The organism is Leptolyngbya sp. FACHB-541 (genome assembly GCF_014695875.1).
GTDB lineage: Bacteria > Cyanobacteriota > Cyanobacteriia > Elainellales > Elainellaceae > JAAUTN01.
Window position 1 is genome coordinate 77,125 of sequence record NZ_JACJPC010000148.1, and the last position, 18,680, is coordinate 95,804.

Here is an 18,680-nt window from a genome sequence, read left to right on the forward strand (position 1 = left end):
ATGACAGAAATGAAACCGATTCAGGTAATTGGCGGCGGGCTGGCTGGAACTGAAGCAGCCTGGCAAATTGCTCAGGCAGGAGTACCAGTGGTTTTGCATGAAATGCGGCCGCTGCGGCTCAGTCCAGCTCACCACAGCGAGCATCTAGCAGAACTGGTGTGCAGCAATTCATTTGGGGCACAGGCGAGCGATCGCGCCTCCGGTCTTTTGCACGAAGAGTTGCGTCGCCTCGGCTCTATCGTAATTGGCAAAGCAGACGAACACGCTGTGCCTGCGGGTGGCGCATTAGCAGTCGATCGGGCTGTGTTTAGCAGTAATCTGACCGAAGTGCTAGCTCAACATCCGCTGATTGAACTGCGGCGATCGGAAGTGAGCCAGATTCCCACCGATGGGATCGTCGTACTCACGACCGGGCCGCTCACCAGTCCGGCTCTGACGGATGACCTGCATCGTTTTACTAGTCTGGAATACATGAGCTTCTTTGATGCAGCCAGTCCTATTGTCGTAGGCGAATCGATCAATATGGAGGTTGCCTTCCTCGCCTCCCGCTATGACCGGGGCGAAGCAGCATACCTGAATTGCCCTATGAATCGGGAGCAGTATCTTCACTTTTGGCAAGAACTCTGCGCGGCAGAACAGGCAGAATTGAAAGATTTTGAACGCGAGACGGCAAAGTTTTTTGAGGCTTGTTTGCCTATCGAGGAAATGGCGCGGCGAGGTGAAGACACCATGCGCTACGGTCCGCTTAAGCCTGTGGGTTTATTTGATGCGCGCAAAGGCGATTTTCGTGATCCTGAGCGGAAGGGCGATCGCCCCTATGCTGTCGTTCAGTTGCGTCAGGAAGACAAAGCCGGACAGCTTTGGAATATGGTTGGCTTCCAGACCAACTTGCGCTGGGGAGAACAAAAGCGAGTGTTTCGGCTAATTCCTGGACTTGAGGAAGCCGAGTTTGTCCGCATGGGCGTGATGCACCGAAATACTTTTATCAATGCACCAGAATTGCTGCACCCATCGCTTCAATTCAAAACTCGCTCAACGCTGCTTGCCGCTGGACAACTAGTTGGAACTGAAGGTTACACTGCCGCTACAGCAGGCGGTTGGCTAGCTGGAACCAATGCGGCCCGAATTGCCCTCGGTCGAGATCCGCTGGTGTTACCCGAAACAACCATGATGGGTGCGCTGTTTGACTTCATCAGTTCTGCCTCACCCAAACACTTCCAGCCAATGCCGCCCAACTTCGGCATCTTACCAGAACTGCCCCAGCGAATTCGCAACAAGCGCGAACGGTATGGTGTATATCGCGATCGCGCCTTCTCAGACCTCTCAACCTGGAGTCGCCAGCATTCCATTTCCCTCTATGCCGCAGATTTGCAAAGAGCTTGAGAACAAATGGCAATGATCGAAGCTTGAGATCGAAGGTTATTAAGTCAATATCATTACCATTTGCACAAAGAAAGCTTTTTAATTGTTGGGCAATTGCTCAATTACTTGAACATAGGCTGAATATTGACCAGGTACATTTTGAACTTCGGTGATCGTCAGTAAACCTTGCCAATTCCGTCCTTGCTCATCTTCAAAATTCCAAAGGCTCCATTCCAAAAGCTCTCCTTCACCGCTATCAATCTGCGTCCAATTAGTTTGTTGAAACTGGCGATTGTAATGATCAATTAGTGCTTTAGCATCTAAATCACTTTCAATTTCAACGTCCGAGCGAAAACCATCATTACTACCAGAGCCAATAAAAGCATCAGCAGGCGGCGGCAGATTTGGCAACGGTGAATCTATGCCGCTTTGAGAACATATAGAAACAGGTGAATCTTGAAGTCCAGAATTGAAGCTTTCTAAGAGTTCTACTTCTACTAGCGTCTGAGAATTACCTTGAGGCTGAGTTGAAGTAAGTGAAATAAGCAACAAAGAAGACTCAGAGGGAGAGCAATAGCTGGCATATTTGAACATCTCATCGCCAGTATCTTCACTAGGTTCTACAGCAAGAAAACCTTGATTTGTAGAGTTAGAATCTAGATACTGCCAATTTGCATCAAGCAATTGCTGTTGATAAGAAGAAAAAACCTCTTCTAGCGATTGAGCTACTTTGAGTAGGATTCGTGCAGAGCTATCGCTATTTCTTAGAATAGAGCCAACAGTTTCTGCTCCTTCTGGTAAAGGAAGATCTTCTGGCAATGAATTGGCAAGTTGACCCGGAAGAATTTGAGTGTCTTGGTTAGACCCAGTTAAAAATCTAACCATTTCCTGAAGCAAAGAGACTTCGCTTTCGGGAATCGGTTGGGCTGAGACTGTCCCCCAGGATAAAGCGAAGCTAGCTGCAACTAGCGCGGGTAAAAGCCGGAAGTAAACCATAGATACCTCTCAAATCTTGAATCGCCGACTGACGATCGCCCGTACTAGCTCTAACAATTGCACTTCAGCCTACAACCTCCCTCACCCAGTTGTGTGAACTCATGGGAAGAAAGTCCTACCTATGCACAGTCATTCCCTAGCTCCTACCTCCCCCAATCACAAACGGCTCAACCTCACTGTTTTGCCACTCCTGTTCAGAGTATTCGCAGATAAACGGACGCACCGTAAACTTAGGGGGATCGCCACTCACGTCAATTCGCAGAAATGAGTAAGGTCGCCTCTTCTTTGAGCCGCGCCCTGTGCGACCAATGAATAGGTGCGATCGCGCCACAGAACGGCTCTTACCTTCTAGATCGCTCTCCGACAACCCAGCCCCTTCTTCCCGCTGCCGCCGCAAACTGTAGCCACTGCCGCCACAAACAATCCAGTCCATGTGAGAGTCGGCATGTCCAGTTTCTCCAGTGCGAAGATATTCCAGACAATGGGCATGACCGTTTAGCACCAGCTCAACCAGTGGACGACCCTGTGTAAAATCTCCCACCTCAGCCGCAACTGCATCAAGCACCCAGCGTAAGTTATTGCGAATAGCCAGCGTTTGCGCCTGCTGCCATTTGGTCGCCTCTGTCACATAGGGCGGGTGATGAAAATAAACCACTCTTCCCCGAACCGATGAATCTTGCCACGATGTAATTAGCCGTTCGCGCAACCACTCAAGCTGCTCATAATCTGTGACCGATAGCTTATCTGCGGTCAACTGCTTCTCAATGTCTAGCTTGACTTCGTCGATTTGCTCTAGTTTGGTGCGTAAGTCGTCGAGCCGTTCTGCTTGCTCAGGCACATTGGGGTCTAGCGTTTCACAAGTTTTGAGAATATCTTGCTTCTGTTGCTCCAGTTCTGTACGTCGGTTTTCTAGCAGCAACCGATAGGCTCTTCCTTCACGAGTGTCAGGCAATGGGGGCGGATCATTGAAGGTGTTAGAGTCCAACGCAAAGAAGTCGATCCCACCGCAGCGAAAAGTGTAATAGCGATTGGGCAACCGGGTAAATTGACCCGGTTGGTAGAGCAGACAAAGACCTGTCTCGGTTTTTGCAGTGTAATGGCGATCGAGGTGTGCCTCCATTGCCTTTGGATTAAGTGCCTTAAGGTAGTCTAAAAATGCAGCGGCATAGGTGTCACCTTGATCCGAGCCAAACCAGCCCATATCAAAATCGGTTTTGAGCTGGAGCTGACGGCGAAAAGATTGGGTAACTCCTGTCATTAGCCCATACATTAATGGCAAATCGTAGTAGTCGTGATTTCCCGGAACGGGCAGCATGGGTGATTGAAATACCATTTTGTTGTATTCAATCTGGCGAGGCTTTTCACCGCCTACCAAAAATTTGCGGTAAGGCTTAATAAAGTTGTCGTGGTAGTACTCTCTAGAACCCACCAGGTAAACGACATCCCCCGTGTGAATTGTGAAACGACAATCCGCTAGATGGGCTGTCATTTGTTCAGCAATCTGACGCTGGGGATTGTGCTTTCGATGGGCACTGGAGCCACTGTCGCCAATGACGAGAAAGGAAAAGTCTGGCTCATTTGCCCAGTCTTCTGAGAAGACCATTCGTGTCTGGTCAATGCCTCGCTGCATGATTTGGGGCGATCGCCACCTGACCCGCTGCTTCATCTTGCGAATCTTCGTGGAGATGGGCGGATCAGTCACAAATCTCATGATGTTCCTATGGGTTGCTGCCCCTAAAATTTTGCTTAAACACGCTTAAACTAACTCGTTTAAGCCGAGCAAACATCACATTCTAGAGAGATTCCACAGAGCACTAACCCTTGGCACTTTAAGGCTGATACTTTGCTATCCAGGCATCGTATTTGCCTTTGTTGCTGTCTGCCCCCGCTAAATCTCCAAAAGTTTGTCCAGAAATATAGACATTATCAGATGAATCAACTGTGATGCCAAACGCTTCATCATCTTGGGCGGTGCCAATCCGCTGCTGCAAGAGCAATCGGCCAGTGCTGTCATACTTTGCCACAAGTGCGTGAGAATCTGACCCACCGGATGTTCTAAATGTCTCACCTGCTAGATAAACGTCGCCCAGGCTATCGACTGCGACTCCCTGAGATTGGTCATTCCCAGTGGTGCCAAACTGCTTTGTCCATTGGAATGCGCCGTTACTGTTGTATTTTGCGACAAAGGCATCTGCACCACCCGTACTGGTGTTAGTAGGCAAACTGCCGGATGGAAGGACGCCAGCCGTTTCGCCCGTAATATAGACGTTGCCTGTGCGATCGATCGTGATTCCTCGTGAATAATCGTCGCTGTTGGTTCTCAAGGTGTTAAACCAGAGTCTTCTCCCTGTGCTGTCGTATTTAGCAACAAAAGCATCTTCTCCAGTAAGAGCCGTATCCAGGTTATTAAAATTCAGATTGTTGGGATCTAGATTGGACGTGTCAATAGAAGCATTGGTAATTCCAGTGACGTAGATGTTGCCCGTTTGATCAACCGTGATACCCGAAACTACGCCGCTGTTGGTGATGTTGTTAATGTCGGCTGAAGGTGCCCAGTTTTGGGCGTTGCCATTTGCGTCATATTTGACGACAAAAGCGCCAAGATTTGCAGAGAACCCGATGTTGACGAAACCACCTGCTAAATAGGCATTATCAGCTCTATCTAGAGCAATTCCAGAGGCAGCAGCAATGTTTCCTCGCGCGAACTCGCGTTGCCAGGCTTGGCTGCCGTCGGTGTTGTACCTGGCAATATAAGCTTTACCTGAACCGAGGAATAGTCTAGATAATGATGGCGCTTCAAGATCAACAGCACCCGCTACATAAGCACTGCCAGTCCGACCGATCGCCACTCCTGATAAAACGTCTGACTCGTCCGTGCCAATTTGTCGAGTCCACTGTAAAGTCCCGCTGCTGTCATATCGGCTAACATAGCCATCTTGTTTGCCTGCATTGTTGCTACCCGATTGCAGTGAACCCTCTGTGCTGCCGACCTGGTAAACGCTATTGCCATTCGCCGCTACATCGTAAGAATAGTCATTCGAGTTGACGTTTGCAGCACCTAATTGCTTGAGCCACTGTTGAGATAGCCGGGTTGAGGAAGATCTTGGGATTGCTGACGTTCTCAGAGTGTATTGAGAATTGACAACCTTTGTGTCCGCGAAAACACGAATTTGATACGTTCCTGGGTTGAGAATCTCGCGGATGGATTCTGCGGTGGTACCTCGTTGTCTTGACGTTTTGAGCGTTGTACCAGTGCGATCGCGCAGTTGCAGAGTGGCATTACCCGTCAGACCTGTTAGCGTCAAACTCACTTCCTTGCGCTGATTCAGCCTAAAGCTGTAGAAGTCATTGTCAGCACCATTCACATAGTCACGATAGCGGGTGGCAGCCCTGCCCAGGGTAATGTTGCGAGCCCGAGCAGGCGTGTCTCCAGCCGCATCGAGATTTGCGGACATGTCTAGCGCGTATCGGGTGTTGCCACTTTGCTGGTAAACCCGAACAAAATAAGTTCCTGCTGCCACATTAAAGCTGACAGCCTCGTTGTTGGTACCTCTCAACCGGGATGCTTTGAGAATTCTGCCTGCTGAATTGCGTAGCTCTAGGTTGGCATTAGCCGTTAAGCCAGACAGCTTTAGGTCAAGGCTACTTTTACCAGACAGCTTGACCCGGTAGAAGTCATTCGGGTCTGATCTGCCGACAAGGTCTGACATGCGAACTCTGCTAGGGGTTAGCTTGACGTTTCTTGCTTGCTGTTGTGTATTTCCACCCAGATCCCTCACAACTTTTTCCCTCCACCCGGTCAATTTCACTACAGATTGACCGATATGCTGGGGCGATCGCAAGCTCCACTCAGTAGCTTCACGTAAAGTTTATAAGAATAAGAAACCTCGGAGAAGGAAAAAGCGTCAGTTAACTCTCACAGTCTTTCAACCAGCGTTTAGCTATGTGCCATTGGGGTAGTGCGAAAAGTTACATTCACTCCTTCATTAGACTGCTCAAGTACCAGTAGAGGAGTAGGCTTTGCTTTTTGATCCCAATGCATATAGGCAATACGTCCTTGAATCGTCGGTTGCCAGGTATCGCGATCGGCATTTGGACTCATGTAGGTCTGCATACACTCAATGATTTGATTGATCGTGACGGATGTCGGCTGAGTCGGCAACTTCATCAGCTTTACCTGTACCCGAAACAGAACCCGCTTGCCGCCTCTAGGTGAGTCGGTAAGGTCATACTCAATATCAAAAATTTCATCGATCTGCCGTCCTGTGCTGGCAATTCCCAAAAGTCCCTGACTGGCTTGAGTTGGACGAAGCGCAATACTGATTTTCTCTTTTACCTTAATTTTGATTTGATTCAAAATAGCAAAGTGAAATTTCTCCTCCTCCATTCGCATCCGCAAGTAATCCAGGTTAAATTCTCGTGAATGGATTAGATCGGGGTTTTTCTCCATTTTGCTAATTGTTTGAAGTGCAAGCTTGAGTTTCTTATGTAACTCCTGGTTCTTGTATTCCTCAAATCGTTTTTGCTTGGAGAGGCGATGAATTTTGACCTTGGTAAATATAGCTAGACCCGCTAGTATCAAAAAGAGTGTGCCGGATGCGGACATCCACACTTGATCGGCACGAAATCCTCCAGCCTGCGTAGCCGCCGAAGCTTGAGCCAATCTGGGTTCTACTAAAACCAGGTGAGTTGACATAGCTGTTTTCTAGGATAAAAAGAAGTGGGTGATTTTTTATTAGGATGCCCCCCATACAGTAAATTTCATCACTTGTTGAGCTAATGCAACAACGGATGAAAAGTAATACGTCAAGCTGATTTACGGTTTGGCAAATGGCTTTGGCTCGAAGCCATGAAGCATTCTTCAAGCAATTCACTCTCACTCCGGACAAGAGAATTGAAGATTCTAAACTCTGTAGCAACTCCGGCAAGGATAGCGTTCAACGTGAGGGCGATCGCCCAGGTATATCTGGTTGTCAATAAGTTTTGAGGGGAAAGCTAACCTCTAGAATGAGGAGATAGTGGAATGCTTGTATTTTTTATTCATGGCGTTGCAACACGAGATGTTAAATATGCAGATCCACTAAAGCGGTCAATCCAAGAAAGTTGTGCTCAATTGGGCAAGGCTCTACCTCACTTTTATTCTTGCTTTTGGGGAAATGCCTTAAACGACGTTAGTAGGATGTGGAACCTGATTCATCAGGATTTGCAGAACTATAAGAAAAAACATCCTCAGTCTGACATTCAAGACATATTTCGCTATCAGACATTTAGAGAAGGATTTCTTTCCGAATTTGTAGGTGATATGTTTACCTACTTAAACCCAAAGCGTGGTGTAGAAATTAGAAAGGCGATCGCCCAACAGCTATTGGCATTCATCAAAGACCACCCTGAAGAAACCGAATTGCATATTGTCTCGCATTCTTTAGGAACAGTAATCTTGTGGGATATTCTCTTTTCTGAGAAATTTCACCCCAAAGATCCAGCTTTTTACATTCGGTCGGTTATTAATGGTTTGGAGGGCGATCGCTCAGCTAGAAAACTTCAATTAAAGAGCATTACAACGATGGGATCTCCCATCCTTTTCTTTAATACTATGCTCGGTATCAGTCCAGAGAGAGTAAAAGAATTCACTTTAACGTATAAAAATGACTCTTTAAGGTGGCTCAATGTTATCCATTCTTCTGACGTGATTGCCTATCCTCTAGGGGCAGGATTGGCGATCGACGAAACCTATCATCTAAGCCATGAAGATGTTTATGTTTCTACCGATGCTAATTTTGCAGAGAAAGCTGCCCGTTCAATTGGACAGATGGAAGCAGCAATGGCATTAGGAGCAGGGGAAGCCCATGTCAGCTATTGGAACTGTGGTAAAACATCTAGCTCGATTGTATGCAACATCTTGGATATAAAAGAAGCTAACCTATCCGGTAATACCTCGATACAAAGCGTGATTGCTCTATTAGAAAACGTATCTGGCATGACATGCGATCAAATGAGATTGCACGTTAACGACAACCCAGCAAATTCGTTGAGCTTTAAAGATGGTAGTGGCAGACTACATCATGTGATCAATGTAGCCAGAATCCATCATGTTTATATCTTTGATCACAACAACCTATGCCAGTTTTCAGGCTACGTAGGTTGGGTTCATACCGATAGTTTTCTGCAAGCTCTACTGCTTCTAGAAAAAACTTTCTGCTGCTCTTCAGCTTCCTAATGTCTGCCCTATTTTGCCAGTTCACCGACTATCTCTCAATTGGAGGTTCTATTCTAACCACTCGTCAGTTGCCTCATTTTTAGTATTAGTGTTTCGCTCTGGAGTTTCCCGTTTAAATTCCATGTGAATTGAGCGGCTTTGCTCTCCGTCAACGGCAACAGCAATGATGGGATAGTTGATAATGCCGTCCTGGAAGGACATTTGAAAGCGGAAGGTGCCGTCTGGGTTGAGTTGAATTGGCTGTCCGTCAATCGTAACCGTTGCATCAGGTTCGGTAGCTCCGTAGACAATCAGTTCGGCATCGGCGACGAGCCAAAACTTACGCGGACGGATTGGCGGAATCGAGGCAGGAAAGCCAGCACCCGACATGCCAATGCCCGACATACCAATGCCCGATGGAGTTGGCATGGACCAAAGTGCTGCACCTGACGGGAAGACGTAGGAACTGATTGCTTGCTGAGGCACTTGTTGCATAGAGCCAAACAGGGAACCTGCAACTCGCATTGATTCTGCTGATTGTGCCAGTCCAAAGAGGGTGTTGTAAGGGGTAGATTTGCCTGTGGCTTCTTCTTGTTTGGTAGGAGGAGTAAGCGTCAGGAAGGTTTTATCGCGCAGATCTTCATCCCAGGAAATGGTAAGAAATTGGTCTTCAAACCAGTCGGAAGGATAAACAGGAGGAATGCGGGTTGGGGCAGAACGGGCTAGCATGAGCCAACCGCTGTTGTTTGTAATGTAGCCGATTTCAACAATGTAGTCGCGATCGCTCACTGGAATTGGCAAATACCAATCTCGCGCCATTTCTTCACAGCTAAATTGCTGGAGGCTATGCGGATTTTGATGATTTAGGTCAAGATCTGTCACGTCATATAGCCGCAGTGCCAGGTAAGAGCCACCTTGCTGACGCAACTCTTCTTTATGTCCAATGGGAATGTCCCAGTAAGCATAAGCCCACTGCGGGTCACGCGGCATCAAAACGATCCGGCTTTCGCCGTAACCTTCGGGCAAATCGTCCAGGTCTTCATCGACGGCTGCTAGGAATTCAACTTCATCCGTTTGACCCACGTCAAATTTGGCAGCTTCTATATCGGACTGTATTTTGTCAGCCTGAATTCTGTCGTTAGGCATGGCAGACCAGGCGGCTGTACCTGCTGCTAAAACTGCGCCGCCAATTTGAGTTCTAATCTCGGAAATGTCTTCAGCGGGAATATCCTCAGCAGGAGCATTTTCAGCAGGAGCATTTTCAGCAGGAGCATTTTCAGCGGGAACATCCGCAATTGAGTCTTCTGGTGTGGTGCTGGCTGCGGGACTTTCTACGAGGGGAGGCATTTCAGCTAGATTGCTTGAATCTGCTTCTGCGAGTGAAGGTACGCTTTCCAAGGAAGAATCAGTCTGGGCTGGGCTGGACAGTGCAGCAGTGTTAAGGCTCGCGATCAGGGCGTTGCGGCTAGCTTGTGCTTCTGCGTAGGTCGGTTCGATTTCGAGGGCTTGGCTAAAACTGACGATCGCCTCTTCTGCTCGTCCCAAGTTTGCCAGCGCATTGCCTTTGCCTGCCCAGGTCGCAGCTAAGGCAGTTCCAATAGCAGAATTGGTTGAGGCTGCGCTGAGTTCAATTGCTCGATCAAAGCTAGCGATCGCTTCCTCTGGTCGATCGACACTGAGCAACGCATCGCCTTTGCTAGACCAGGCTGCAAAGAAATCAGGTTTAACTGCTATGGCTCGGTCAAAGCTGGTGATCGCCTCTTCGTAAAGACCCGATTCAGCCAGCACCATGCCTCGATTGTAAAGGGCCTGATATTCAGGAATTGCGTTAGAGCGATCGCTTGACAACGAGGAGCGGGCGGCAGCAGCGGCACCACCCACCAAGGTAGATCTGACGGGGGCAGCGTTGGTAGCTGGACTCGGCGCTGTAGCACCTGCCCTAGATGCAGAATGTGTAGATTCCGTGGAGGGGGTGGAGGCTGCTACGCCACTGGTTACGGCACGAGAAGCTCGTGGAGCAGCAGATACGGGTGGAACTGAAGCAGCTTGGCTTGACTCAACTCTGTTAGATTCAGCCCGTTTTCTGAGGAGCCACCACAGTAAGCCTAACAGCGCCAGCGGCAGCAGCCACCACAGCCAACCTGGAATGCCCGCGTCTGCGTTGTTTGCGGCATCTGCACTGTTTGCACTTGCGATCGCCGTCTCTTGTGCAACCAGGTTTTCTCCTAAGCCTGAGACTAGTTGAAAACCGTCTGTCGTGTTATTAGTCACAGTTGTCCTGATGAGAACCGAAGATCGCAGCGAGGCAGAACTGTCAGCCCTAGAATCCTGAGCCATTGACCCACCTGGCATAGACAAAAAAGGTGAGGCTGCCAGCGCGCTAGAAATAGGAGCAATGGCAACCAGAAGCGCCAGGGTAGCTACCGAAGTATCTTTTGTTTTAAGCATAGTGAGAATGGCGAGGGAGAATAGCAGGCTGACCAGCCTCAACGAAATAAATTTTTGTAAAAGATGGGCTGATTATACCGCTTTGGCTTGAAGGGGAAACGTTTTTTAATCTACCTGTGACACAGCGATCGCCTACCTTACAGCAACAGCCTCAGCAATAAATCGAAAAAACATTCAATTTGGCTAATTTTGTCAGATCAACCCGATTCTTGCAGACTACGGAGAAAAAATTAGACCATGCAGGATGCTTAATTTACTCGACTGAGCCGCTGATAAATAGCGGTGAGGGCATGGCGATCGCCCACGTTTCCAGGAAACAGTACCACAGCCAGGCTGGGAAATTGGGGATGGTCATTTGGAGTACGCACAATCGAGCATCCTGGCAAAATTTGCCCTAGCAGCCGCGCCGAAGTCAGCGCTAACCCGCTACTCAAGACATCATTAGAAGTAATGCCGCCTTTACTAATGAGGAAACCAATATTAGAAGGCAATCCGCGCACCATGTCCATCAGCAATGCTGAAACAATCACCCCAAAATTGAGCCGCGTCTGCACGTCCTCAAACGGCAGCTCTTGACGGCTCGTATAGATTGCAGGCGTTTTGCCCTCTTGATGAATGGCATGAACCTGCTGAAGCACCTGTTCTAGCAAGGCATTGCGCTGGGCAGCAGATTCTTCTAGCAATTGCTCAACTTTGACCTCAACGCCAACTACACCGGGAGCCTGAAGCAAATCTTCTAGCTGCTCAGTTGTTTTCTTAACGTGAGAGCCGACTAACACCACACCAGGCTTGCCGTTGCGCGTGTAGGTTGCCATGTCTTCGGGCGCAACAGGTTGCGGGGGCAGATCCGCTAAAGCGGTCAGCAAGCTAGCCGCGCTGCGAAACAAAAAACGCTTGCCCTGGGAAGCCGCAGCCAGCACATCCGCAGCAAAGCGATCGAGGTCTGCCTGGGTTTCGGCGTCAACCGCTGCACACTGGTTATTGCTCAAGTGCAGCAGGCGATCGAGACTTCCCGCTCGAATATCTGCTAGCAAAAATCGCTCAACCGATGTGGATGCAATTCGCCCTTTGGTTTTTTCTTCAACGTAATCAGGTAGGTAGCTGTAGCTGTAGCTAAAGACTGAATCACGGGCAAATTCCGTTTCATGTACCGGAGTTGGAACCCCGTCAATTATTAGATAGTGAATGCTGTCGCGGGTGATGCGTCCACCTTCAAAAAAAGCGGGGGTGAGGAAATGAGCATCAAACGGACCTAGCTCCTGGGCGATCGCATCTGTCTCAACGGGATAGTGTCCTCGCAACGTCGAGTCAGACCGACTGACGATCAGAAACTCCTGGATATTTTCAGCCGCGATCGCCTGCTTGAGATTCTGGCAAACCTCTCGCGTCACAGCATTCGCTCGTGCCGGAGTCATTGCCCTTGTGTTGGTTAGCACAAAAAAGATCGGCGACTCATCGGCTAAACCTAACCGCAGCGTATCAACGTCCCACCGAGTCAACAGCAGACAGCTATGCACCGTCTGGGAGCCCGTTGGGTCATCATCAAGCACGATAATCTTTGGTTTGGTAGACATAAGCTCGATTGCATCGCGTCGTTCATTAATGCCGACCCTGGTTTAGTGCCGACTCTGTAATTTTCTCATCTCGTCTTGCACACTTAACCCTATCTGCAAAGCTTCGTCCAAAAGTCGTCCATGCTCACTTGCCTGATCACTTACCTGAAGCGCCCGCAACGCCATCAGATTGTCAGCAAAAAGTTCTGGATTGCGATCGATAAACCGTTTGTTTTCCCGCAAGATGCGCTCTGTCTTGAGGGCACGGACCAGGTTGGCTCTAGTTAGCTTGAGTGCCTCAACTACCCGATGGCGGTTGCTCAAGCGCACTCGCAGATTTCCGGCAGCTTCAATCTGATCATTAATGTCAATTGCCCGAATCATCGCGTTGTGGCGATCGACCTCATCCAGCAAGCCCACTAACGGCGAGGTTGTACTTCTTTTAACTCGAATGAACTGAATGATAGCTGCGACCACAAGTGCGATTGTCGCCGCTGAGCCGAAAATCATGTATTCATACCGCAAGGGCTGAAGCTGCGGTGAAAACTGGTTAAAGGCAAGGGCAAAGGGAATGAACCCCAGCAGTGTCATCAGCGAGATTTCTAAAGTTTGGCGAACCAGAAAGTGCGATCGCTTGTGAGAATCCCGCATCACCGACCGCCGAAATACCTGACTGGTATCCACACCGCTCAGCTTTCGTAGCTCTCCCCTGGTAATTTCTAAACCCTGCAAATCCGGTCGCATCATGATGAATCCGTCAGGTCAGACTGGGCAAGTCAGGTGATGAAGGTCTTGATTGTACTAGGTTAATCGCAAACTGACTGAAGTGGAGTGCGATCTCCCCTCAATTTAACTTTTCTGCTGATTAGAAAGTCTGGTTTGATAGTCAGGAGCCAACGATTGCTTTTGCTTTTTGCACAATTCTCAACAGCATTTCTTCATAGAATGAATTGGAAGGTGCTTCAAGCTTTTCAAAAGCCCGATTGTAGGCATCAATGCAAAGATTCATTCGTGCTCTAAATTCATCAACCGTCATCACGTCGATATATCTGAAAAGTGCATCCGAGCTGCCAAAGTCGCAGTAGTCTAAAAAACTCTTCTGCGGAAAATCTTCATAGATCTTGTTACCTTCTCCATAGTAAATGGGAAGGCATCCGTGCTGAATACTATCCCAAATTTTCTCAGTGCAGTAATAAGCTATATTTGTGTTTTCAAAACATAAATTGAAGTGATAGTTTTGCAAAATTTTTGCTTTTCTTGATTCCCAACCTTCTCCCCTCGAATCTTCTAATGAAACACCTCTTGGCCAACCTCTACCATAAACATCAACTTTCCCTGACTTGTATCCTTGTAGAGCGATACGGGTTCTGAGATAGCACAAATCTAACTCCTCTCCGTTTCGCTTCAGGCTCCATCGGCGGCAATTGTTGCGGTAAAACATCAGAGCCACAACCTTTTTATGCTCAAAGTTAGGAAAACTACTTTCGTCAAGCGGCTTTAGTAGGCGATCGATTGTTTGAATGCCGTTGCTGTTGACGGTGTAGTAGTTGTTGAGATAAATGTCTCCGGTATAAACATTCATAATATGAATGTCTGGTAGGCTAAACCACTTTGCCGTGTCTGTAAAATGAGTATTCCAGCGAGGTTCATGCGACCAAACTAAATATTTCTTCTTTGCTCCATATTTCAATTGAAAAGGAATTAGATTTTTACATCTCTGGGCAACGAATAAGTCACAATCAGCTTCATCTTCGGTGATAACAATGCCCTTTTCTGCTAAAAAATTGAATCCTTTTGATTTAATGAAGGGGGTATAGAGCAGTGCATCTGCTTTGAAAATTTTGATCATGATTCCAATTTCCCACTCCACTGCATCAGCTCTATTCAACGGCAGAGATTGAGCAGAAGACAGACACTTTTGCAGAAACAAACTGAATAGGCGTTTCCCCTAGAACGAAGGGCTTAAGCCCCTTGCTAGTGCGATTCTCTTAGTTTTGCGGCTGCACAGTGAGTGAATCTTCTCTCTGCCTGTCTCTTAATTCAACACAGGTGAAACGAGTTGCTCCGACAAACCGGAAGCAGTTAAGTCGAAAATTGAATCTACCAGGTTACATGAATCTACAGATTTCGTCAGCCATCTGAGTGCTCGCGCTGTCAGCCGTGATGATTTCGATCTGCTCGGCACTGGTAGCTCCTAACCCTAGATTGGCAGCGCGACGAATTTGTTCCAAGTCCCAGATGGAGCTGTTCGAGACGGAGTTGGTGGTGCCAAGCGATCGCAAAATGGCAATGCCGACTGCATCTACAGCAAATCATCGATTCCCGCTAATGCCGATGAAATTAACCTGAGTTTGGGAAGAGTTAGTTCGTTCAAGGAGAGGGTCGGAAATATTCGTCCCAGTCATCGTTTCGCGAATCGTCTTCCTCTTCCTCACGGAAATCTTTTGGATTGTCCTGGTCGAGAAAGTCCATTAGCTCATCCCAGTCAGACTCGTCTTCAGTTGATGCAGGTCTAACACCATATTCGCCAACAGCAACTTCGACAGGAGCAGCAGGTTCAACATTGGCTTCGGAAGTCCGTGGCAGTCGAAGGGGAATCCGTGGCGGTTCTTGGGATGATTCGGTTGGGGGCTTGGTAACTTGTTCAGTTGTGCGATTGCTAGACGGTTCAAATCGCGATCGCAGCAGCAGCTTCTCAATCGGATCTATTCCAGTTGGCTTCTCACTTGGAGCGATTGGAGTCACATCTGGGGCGATCGAAGGAGTGTCTATGGGTGCCGTATCTATCGGTGCAACAGGTGGCAAAACGGTAGGCTGAATCGGCAGGGAATTCTGTGCTTCTGTTCTGGCAGTCCGCTCAGCTAAGGCAACGCTCTGACGAAACAGGCGAACCATTTGCAGCAGATTAGCTAGATGTTCAGGCGGAATTTGCTCAATTTCTTGAATGAAGGGGCGGAGTACAGCGGAGTTGCGATCGCCCCCGATTTCTCTAGCACCTCGTCCTGATGCGTCGAGAAGATCATCTTCAAAATCGTCGTCTTCAAAATCGTCGTCGAAGTCATCGTTGAAGTTGTTGAAGTTGCGATCGCTCATACATTCCTCTCGTCAGCTTCATTCCTATTACCCACCATCCCCAGTCTAGATCAGAGACGAAGAGCCATCCGAAAATCAATTTTTGACCAATCATCGCCACTAACAGTTAAGATTTTAGATTGAACGATCAAATCTATTCGAACCTCCAGATGGCAGAAACCCTCCTATTCAACGCCTTACGTGAAGCGATCGACGAAGAGATGGCAAGAGATTCCTCCGTCTTTGTTTTGGGCGAAGACGTAGGACACTATGGCGGTTCTTATAAGGTCACCAGAGACCTTCACAAGAAATATGGCGATCTGCGCGTCCTCGATACGCCGATCGCTGAAAACAGCTTCACGGGCATGGCAGTTGGAGCCGCAATGACAGGTTTGCGCCCGATCATTGAAGGCATGAACATGGGCTTCTTGCTGCTGGCGTTCAACCAAATTGCTAACAATGCTGGAATGCTGCGCTACACCTCCGGCGGCAATTTCAAAACCCCGATGGTAATTCGCGGGCCGGGTGGCGTAGGACGACAGCTTGGAGCAGAACATTCCCAGCGGCTAGAAGCCTATTTTCAAGGCGTTCCTGGCTTAAAGTTGGTGGCTTGCTCCACCCCCTACAACGCAAAAGGCTTGCTCAAGTCCGCCATTCGGAATGACAATCCTGTGCTGTTTTTTGAGCATGTGCTGCTCTACAACCTGAAGGAAGACCTGCCCGAAGAAGAATATCTGCTGCCGTTGGACAAAGCCGAAGTGGTGCGGCAAGGCGAAGATGTAACCATTCTCACCTATTCTCGGATGCGTCATCACGTCATGAATGCGGTGAAAACGCTGACTAAAGAAGGATTTGATCCTGAAGTCATTGATCTGATTTCGCTAAAGCCGCTTGACTTTGAAACCATTGGAGCCTCGATCCGCAAAACTCATCGCGTGATCATTGTGGAGGAATGCATGAGGTCAGGTGGAATTGGGGCTGAACTGACGGCTTCAATCAACGATCGCCTCTTCGACGAACTGGATGCTCCGGTGATTCGTCTGGCTTCGCAGGACATTCCCACGCCCTACAACGGAACGCTGGAAAATCTGACCATTGTGCAGCCTCATCAAATTGTTGAAGCCGTGCAAAAGATTGTTGCCCTCAAGGTCTAGTTCCTTATCCCAATTTGGTGTTGCTGGATGTAGGGGCGTTTCGCGAAACGCCCCTACGAGATCTATCTATCACGTCAGTAAGACTCAAGTTTCTAGTTTTTCTTCGATACAAACTGGAGGAGGGGCGATCGCCTCTCTTCTCCCAAAGTGTCTCCAACTGTTCAAGCCGATATAAATTCTTTCCAGCAATTCCTCAACGCCAGATAGAGGTACTAAAGTCCAAGAACTCATAAGTTGGACATGTACTGTTCAACAGCTTGGTGTTTGGGAATGCTTCGTCCAGCCAGTTCTTTAGAAATCGTCTCCTCAGAAGAATTCGCAGCTTTGGGAGATTCTCAAATCACACCGAAGTTAGGGTTGGTCTGCATTACATCTTCCAATCAGGTTCGCTATCGGACGTTGACACGCAAACGCCTGTTGCTACTTTCAGAAGCTGAGCAGCAGAAGGCTTTGCGCGACCTGTATGCCGAAAATCTGCGGCGTTTAGGAGCTGCGTTAGAGTTTTGTGCGGCTGAGGAAATTTATCTGTATCGCGTTGCCTCCGGGCTATTTCCCTTTGCCGATGAGTCGTTAGGAGCAGCAATATTAACAGAGTTTAGTGACTCATTGCGGCAGGTGGGCGATCGCGCCCTTCAGCTTGGCATCCGTATCGTTATGCACCCCGAACAGTTTGTCGTACTCAATTCCGACAAACCAGAAGTAATTGCTAACAGCATCAAAATTCTCACTGCCTATGCCAGAACCTTTGACCTGATGGGCTTGCCGCGATCGTCTTGGTCATTGATGAATGTTCACGGGGGGAAGGGCGATCGGGCAGAACGGTTGATCAGCGTCATTCGAGATTTGCCCGAAGCGATTCGCAATCGTTTGACTCTGGAAAACGACGAGTATACCTATGGATCTGAGGAAATTCTGGCTATTTGTCAGGCGGCTGGAGTGCCAATGGTGTTTGACGCTCACCACCACATCATTCACGATCACCTGGACAGCTACGAACATCCCAGTGTTGCCGCCATGCTAGTAACCGCCCGTAGCACCTGGGATAGACCTGACTGGCAGCTTGTTCACATCTCAAATGGATGCGAATCATTCAACGATCCGCGCCACAGCGACATGATTACAGTTATGCCCAGCTCCTACCGCAATGCTCCCTGGATTGAGGTTGAAGCAAAACAGAAAGAAGTGGCGATCGCAAAACTCCGTCAGGATTGGCTACTTCAAACTACAAATCAACACAATTAGGGACTTGGATAGAAGAACTGAGAGAGAAGCGATCGCCCTACACAAGTTCACTCACTGCTTAACTACTTAATGAGTCAAACATTACAACAAACTTACTGTTGGGCATCTGTTGTTGCAAAAGCTGCAAATGTCCCTCCGCATCTGATCGCTTGTGAAATCGACCGACTACCACTCGCCGCAGATCAGGTAAAAGGCGCACGACAACCCAAGGAGTAATGTACTCCTGATACGTCATAATATTCCTATCTCCATTGCAATTGGGGTTTAGAGCCAGTGCTAAAAGGTTGGTCGCCGGATGCACTGGCTCTTGCTGTTTTAACCAGAATGATCTGAATTCAGATCGTCATACACGAAATGATCTGAATTCAGATCATTTACTCAACTAAATGCCTTTGACACAATCGGGGGCATGGGAAAAGCAGGTAAAGCTCTTAAGCAAGTTCTAGAGCAATATGAAATAACCCAAAACCAACTCGCTGTGGCAATGGGTATCTCACGGTCTAATATTCATCGCTGGGTGTATGAGGTTGGCGATCCAGCAGGGGATTCGATTATTGAAATTCGAAATGCATTGCAACAAATTGACCCAAACGCCGCAGAAACATTTACACAGCTCTACTAGGATGATGCAGTGGAAAAGGAATAGGGGAAAATGAG

Annotated in this window: 17 protein-coding genes and 2 pseudogenes; 6 read left to right on the forward strand and 13 right to left on the reverse strand. The window is 48.3% G+C overall.

The window, feature by feature from the left end; genetic code table 11:
• Complete coding sequence (gene trmFO / locus H6G00_RS33170) at positions 1 to 1,383, forward strand: FADH(2)-oxidizing methylenetetrahydrofolate--tRNA-(uracil(54)-C(5))-methyltransferase TrmFO (protein ID WP_190800047.1); 1,383 nt, start codon at positions 1 to 3, stop codon at positions 1,381 to 1,383.
• Positions 1,384 to 1,461: 78 nt separating this feature from the next.
• Here trmFO and H6G00_RS33175 read toward each other — a convergent pair whose 3' ends face one another.
• The 5 genes from H6G00_RS33175 to H6G00_RS33195 form a co-directional block, all read right to left on the reverse strand.
• Entirely contained in the window at positions 1,462 to 2,358 is an 897-nt protein-coding gene (locus H6G00_RS33175) for a hypothetical protein (protein ID WP_190799992.1), read from the reverse strand.
• A gap of 136 nt (positions 2,359 to 2,494) precedes the next feature.
• Positions 2,495 to 4,069, reverse strand: a complete 1,575-nt coding sequence (locus tag H6G00_RS33180; protein WP_190799993.1) for a metallophosphoesterase — start codon at positions 4,067 to 4,069, stop codon at positions 2,495 to 2,497.
• Positions 4,070 to 4,187: 118 nt separating this feature from the next.
• A complete protein-coding gene (locus H6G00_RS33185) occupies positions 4,188 to 6,068 on the reverse strand; it encodes an SBBP repeat-containing protein (protein WP_190799994.1) in 1,881 nt (626 codons plus the stop codon).
• A 227-nt stretch (positions 6,069 to 6,295) separates the two neighbouring features.
• A complete protein-coding gene (locus tag H6G00_RS33190) occupies positions 6,296 to 7,054 on the reverse strand; it encodes a hypothetical protein (RefSeq protein WP_190645005.1) in 759 nt (252 codons plus the stop codon).
• 110 nt (positions 7,055 to 7,164) lie between these two features.
• Positions 7,165 to 7,335, reverse strand: a complete 171-nt coding sequence (locus H6G00_RS33195) for a hypothetical protein (protein ID WP_190799995.1) — start codon at positions 7,333 to 7,335, stop codon at positions 7,165 to 7,167.
• Positions 7,336 to 7,381: 46 nt separating this feature from the next.
• Here H6G00_RS33195 and H6G00_RS33200 point away from each other — a divergent pair, with 46 nt between their 5' ends.
• Positions 7,382 to 8,575 carry a hypothetical protein gene (locus H6G00_RS33200; RefSeq protein WP_190799996.1) on the forward strand — a complete coding sequence of 398 codons (1,194 nt, stop codon included), beginning with the start codon at positions 7,382 to 7,384 and terminating at the stop codon, positions 8,573 to 8,575.
• A 48-nt stretch (positions 8,576 to 8,623) separates the two neighbouring features.
• On the opposite strand, the pseudogene H6G00_RS35905 reads toward H6G00_RS33200, so the two are convergent.
• The 5 genes and pseudogenes from H6G00_RS35905 to H6G00_RS36955 all read right to left on the reverse strand — a co-directional run.
• Positions 8,624 to 9,658, reverse strand: a pseudogene (locus H6G00_RS35905) (DUF4912 domain-containing protein); the annotation flags it as partial.
• Between the two features lie 390 nt (positions 9,659 to 10,048).
• Positions 10,049 to 11,002 (reverse strand): annotated as a pseudogene (locus H6G00_RS35910) (tetratricopeptide repeat protein); the annotation flags it as partial.
• A 248-nt stretch (positions 11,003 to 11,250) separates the two neighbouring features.
• Positions 11,251 to 12,576 carry a four-carbon acid sugar kinase family protein gene (locus H6G00_RS33210; protein WP_190799998.1) on the reverse strand — a complete coding sequence of 442 codons (1,326 nt, stop codon included), beginning with the start codon at positions 12,574 to 12,576 and terminating at the stop codon, positions 11,251 to 11,253.
• Positions 12,577 to 12,618: 42 nt separating this feature from the next.
• Complete coding sequence (locus tag H6G00_RS33215; protein ID WP_199318861.1) at positions 12,619 to 13,302, reverse strand: hypothetical protein; 684 nt, start codon at positions 13,300 to 13,302, stop codon at positions 12,619 to 12,621.
• Positions 13,303 to 13,441: 139 nt separating this feature from the next.
• Positions 13,442 to 14,425 (reverse strand): glycosyltransferase family 10, encoded by a 984-nt coding sequence (locus tag H6G00_RS36955; protein ID WP_190799999.1) that lies wholly within the window; start codon positions 14,423 to 14,425, stop codon positions 13,442 to 13,444.
• 293 nt (positions 14,426 to 14,718) lie between these two features.
• Between H6G00_RS36955 and H6G00_RS33225 the strand changes: the two genes are divergently transcribed.
• Positions 14,719 to 14,904: a hypothetical protein gene (locus tag H6G00_RS33225; RefSeq protein ID WP_190800000.1), complete on the forward strand. Its 186-nt coding sequence runs from the start codon at positions 14,719 to 14,721 to the stop codon at positions 14,902 to 14,904.
• Between the two features lie 21 nt (positions 14,905 to 14,925).
• Here the strand turns inward: H6G00_RS33225 and H6G00_RS33230 are convergent, their stop codons facing one another.
• On the reverse strand, positions 14,926 to 15,648 hold the full coding sequence (locus tag H6G00_RS33230) for a hypothetical protein (protein WP_190800001.1): 723 nt from the start codon (positions 15,646 to 15,648) through the stop codon (positions 14,926 to 14,928).
• Positions 15,649 to 15,797: 149 nt separating this feature from the next.
• Here H6G00_RS33230 and H6G00_RS33235 point away from each other — a divergent pair, with 149 nt between their 5' ends.
• Entirely contained in the window at positions 15,798 to 16,781 is a 984-nt protein-coding gene (locus H6G00_RS33235; RefSeq protein WP_190644999.1) for an alpha-ketoacid dehydrogenase subunit beta, read from the forward strand.
• 84 nt (positions 16,782 to 16,865) lie between these two features.
• On the opposite strand, the gene H6G00_RS33240 is transcribed toward H6G00_RS33235, so the two are convergent.
• Positions 16,866 to 17,012, reverse strand: a complete 147-nt coding sequence (locus H6G00_RS33240) for a hypothetical protein (protein ID WP_190800002.1) — start codon at positions 17,010 to 17,012, stop codon at positions 16,866 to 16,868.
• Between the two features lie 9 nt (positions 17,013 to 17,021).
• Between H6G00_RS33240 and uvsE the strand changes: the two genes are divergently transcribed.
• Positions 17,022 to 18,023, forward strand: a complete 1,002-nt coding sequence (gene uvsE / locus H6G00_RS33245; RefSeq protein WP_242042641.1) for a UV DNA damage repair endonuclease UvsE — start codon at positions 17,022 to 17,024, stop codon at positions 18,021 to 18,023.
• A gap of 58 nt (positions 18,024 to 18,081) precedes the next feature.
• Here uvsE and H6G00_RS33250 read toward each other — a convergent pair whose 3' ends face one another.
• Positions 18,082 to 18,258, reverse strand: coding sequence for a hypothetical protein (locus H6G00_RS33250; RefSeq protein WP_190800003.1), 177 nt, complete (start codon positions 18,256 to 18,258; stop codon positions 18,082 to 18,084).
• A 174-nt stretch (positions 18,259 to 18,432) separates the two neighbouring features.
• Here H6G00_RS33250 and H6G00_RS33255 point away from each other — a divergent pair, with 174 nt between their 5' ends.
• Complete coding sequence (locus tag H6G00_RS33255) at positions 18,433 to 18,645, forward strand: helix-turn-helix transcriptional regulator (protein WP_190800004.1); 213 nt, start codon at positions 18,433 to 18,435, stop codon at positions 18,643 to 18,645.
• Positions 18,646 to 18,680: the final 35 nt, after the last annotated feature.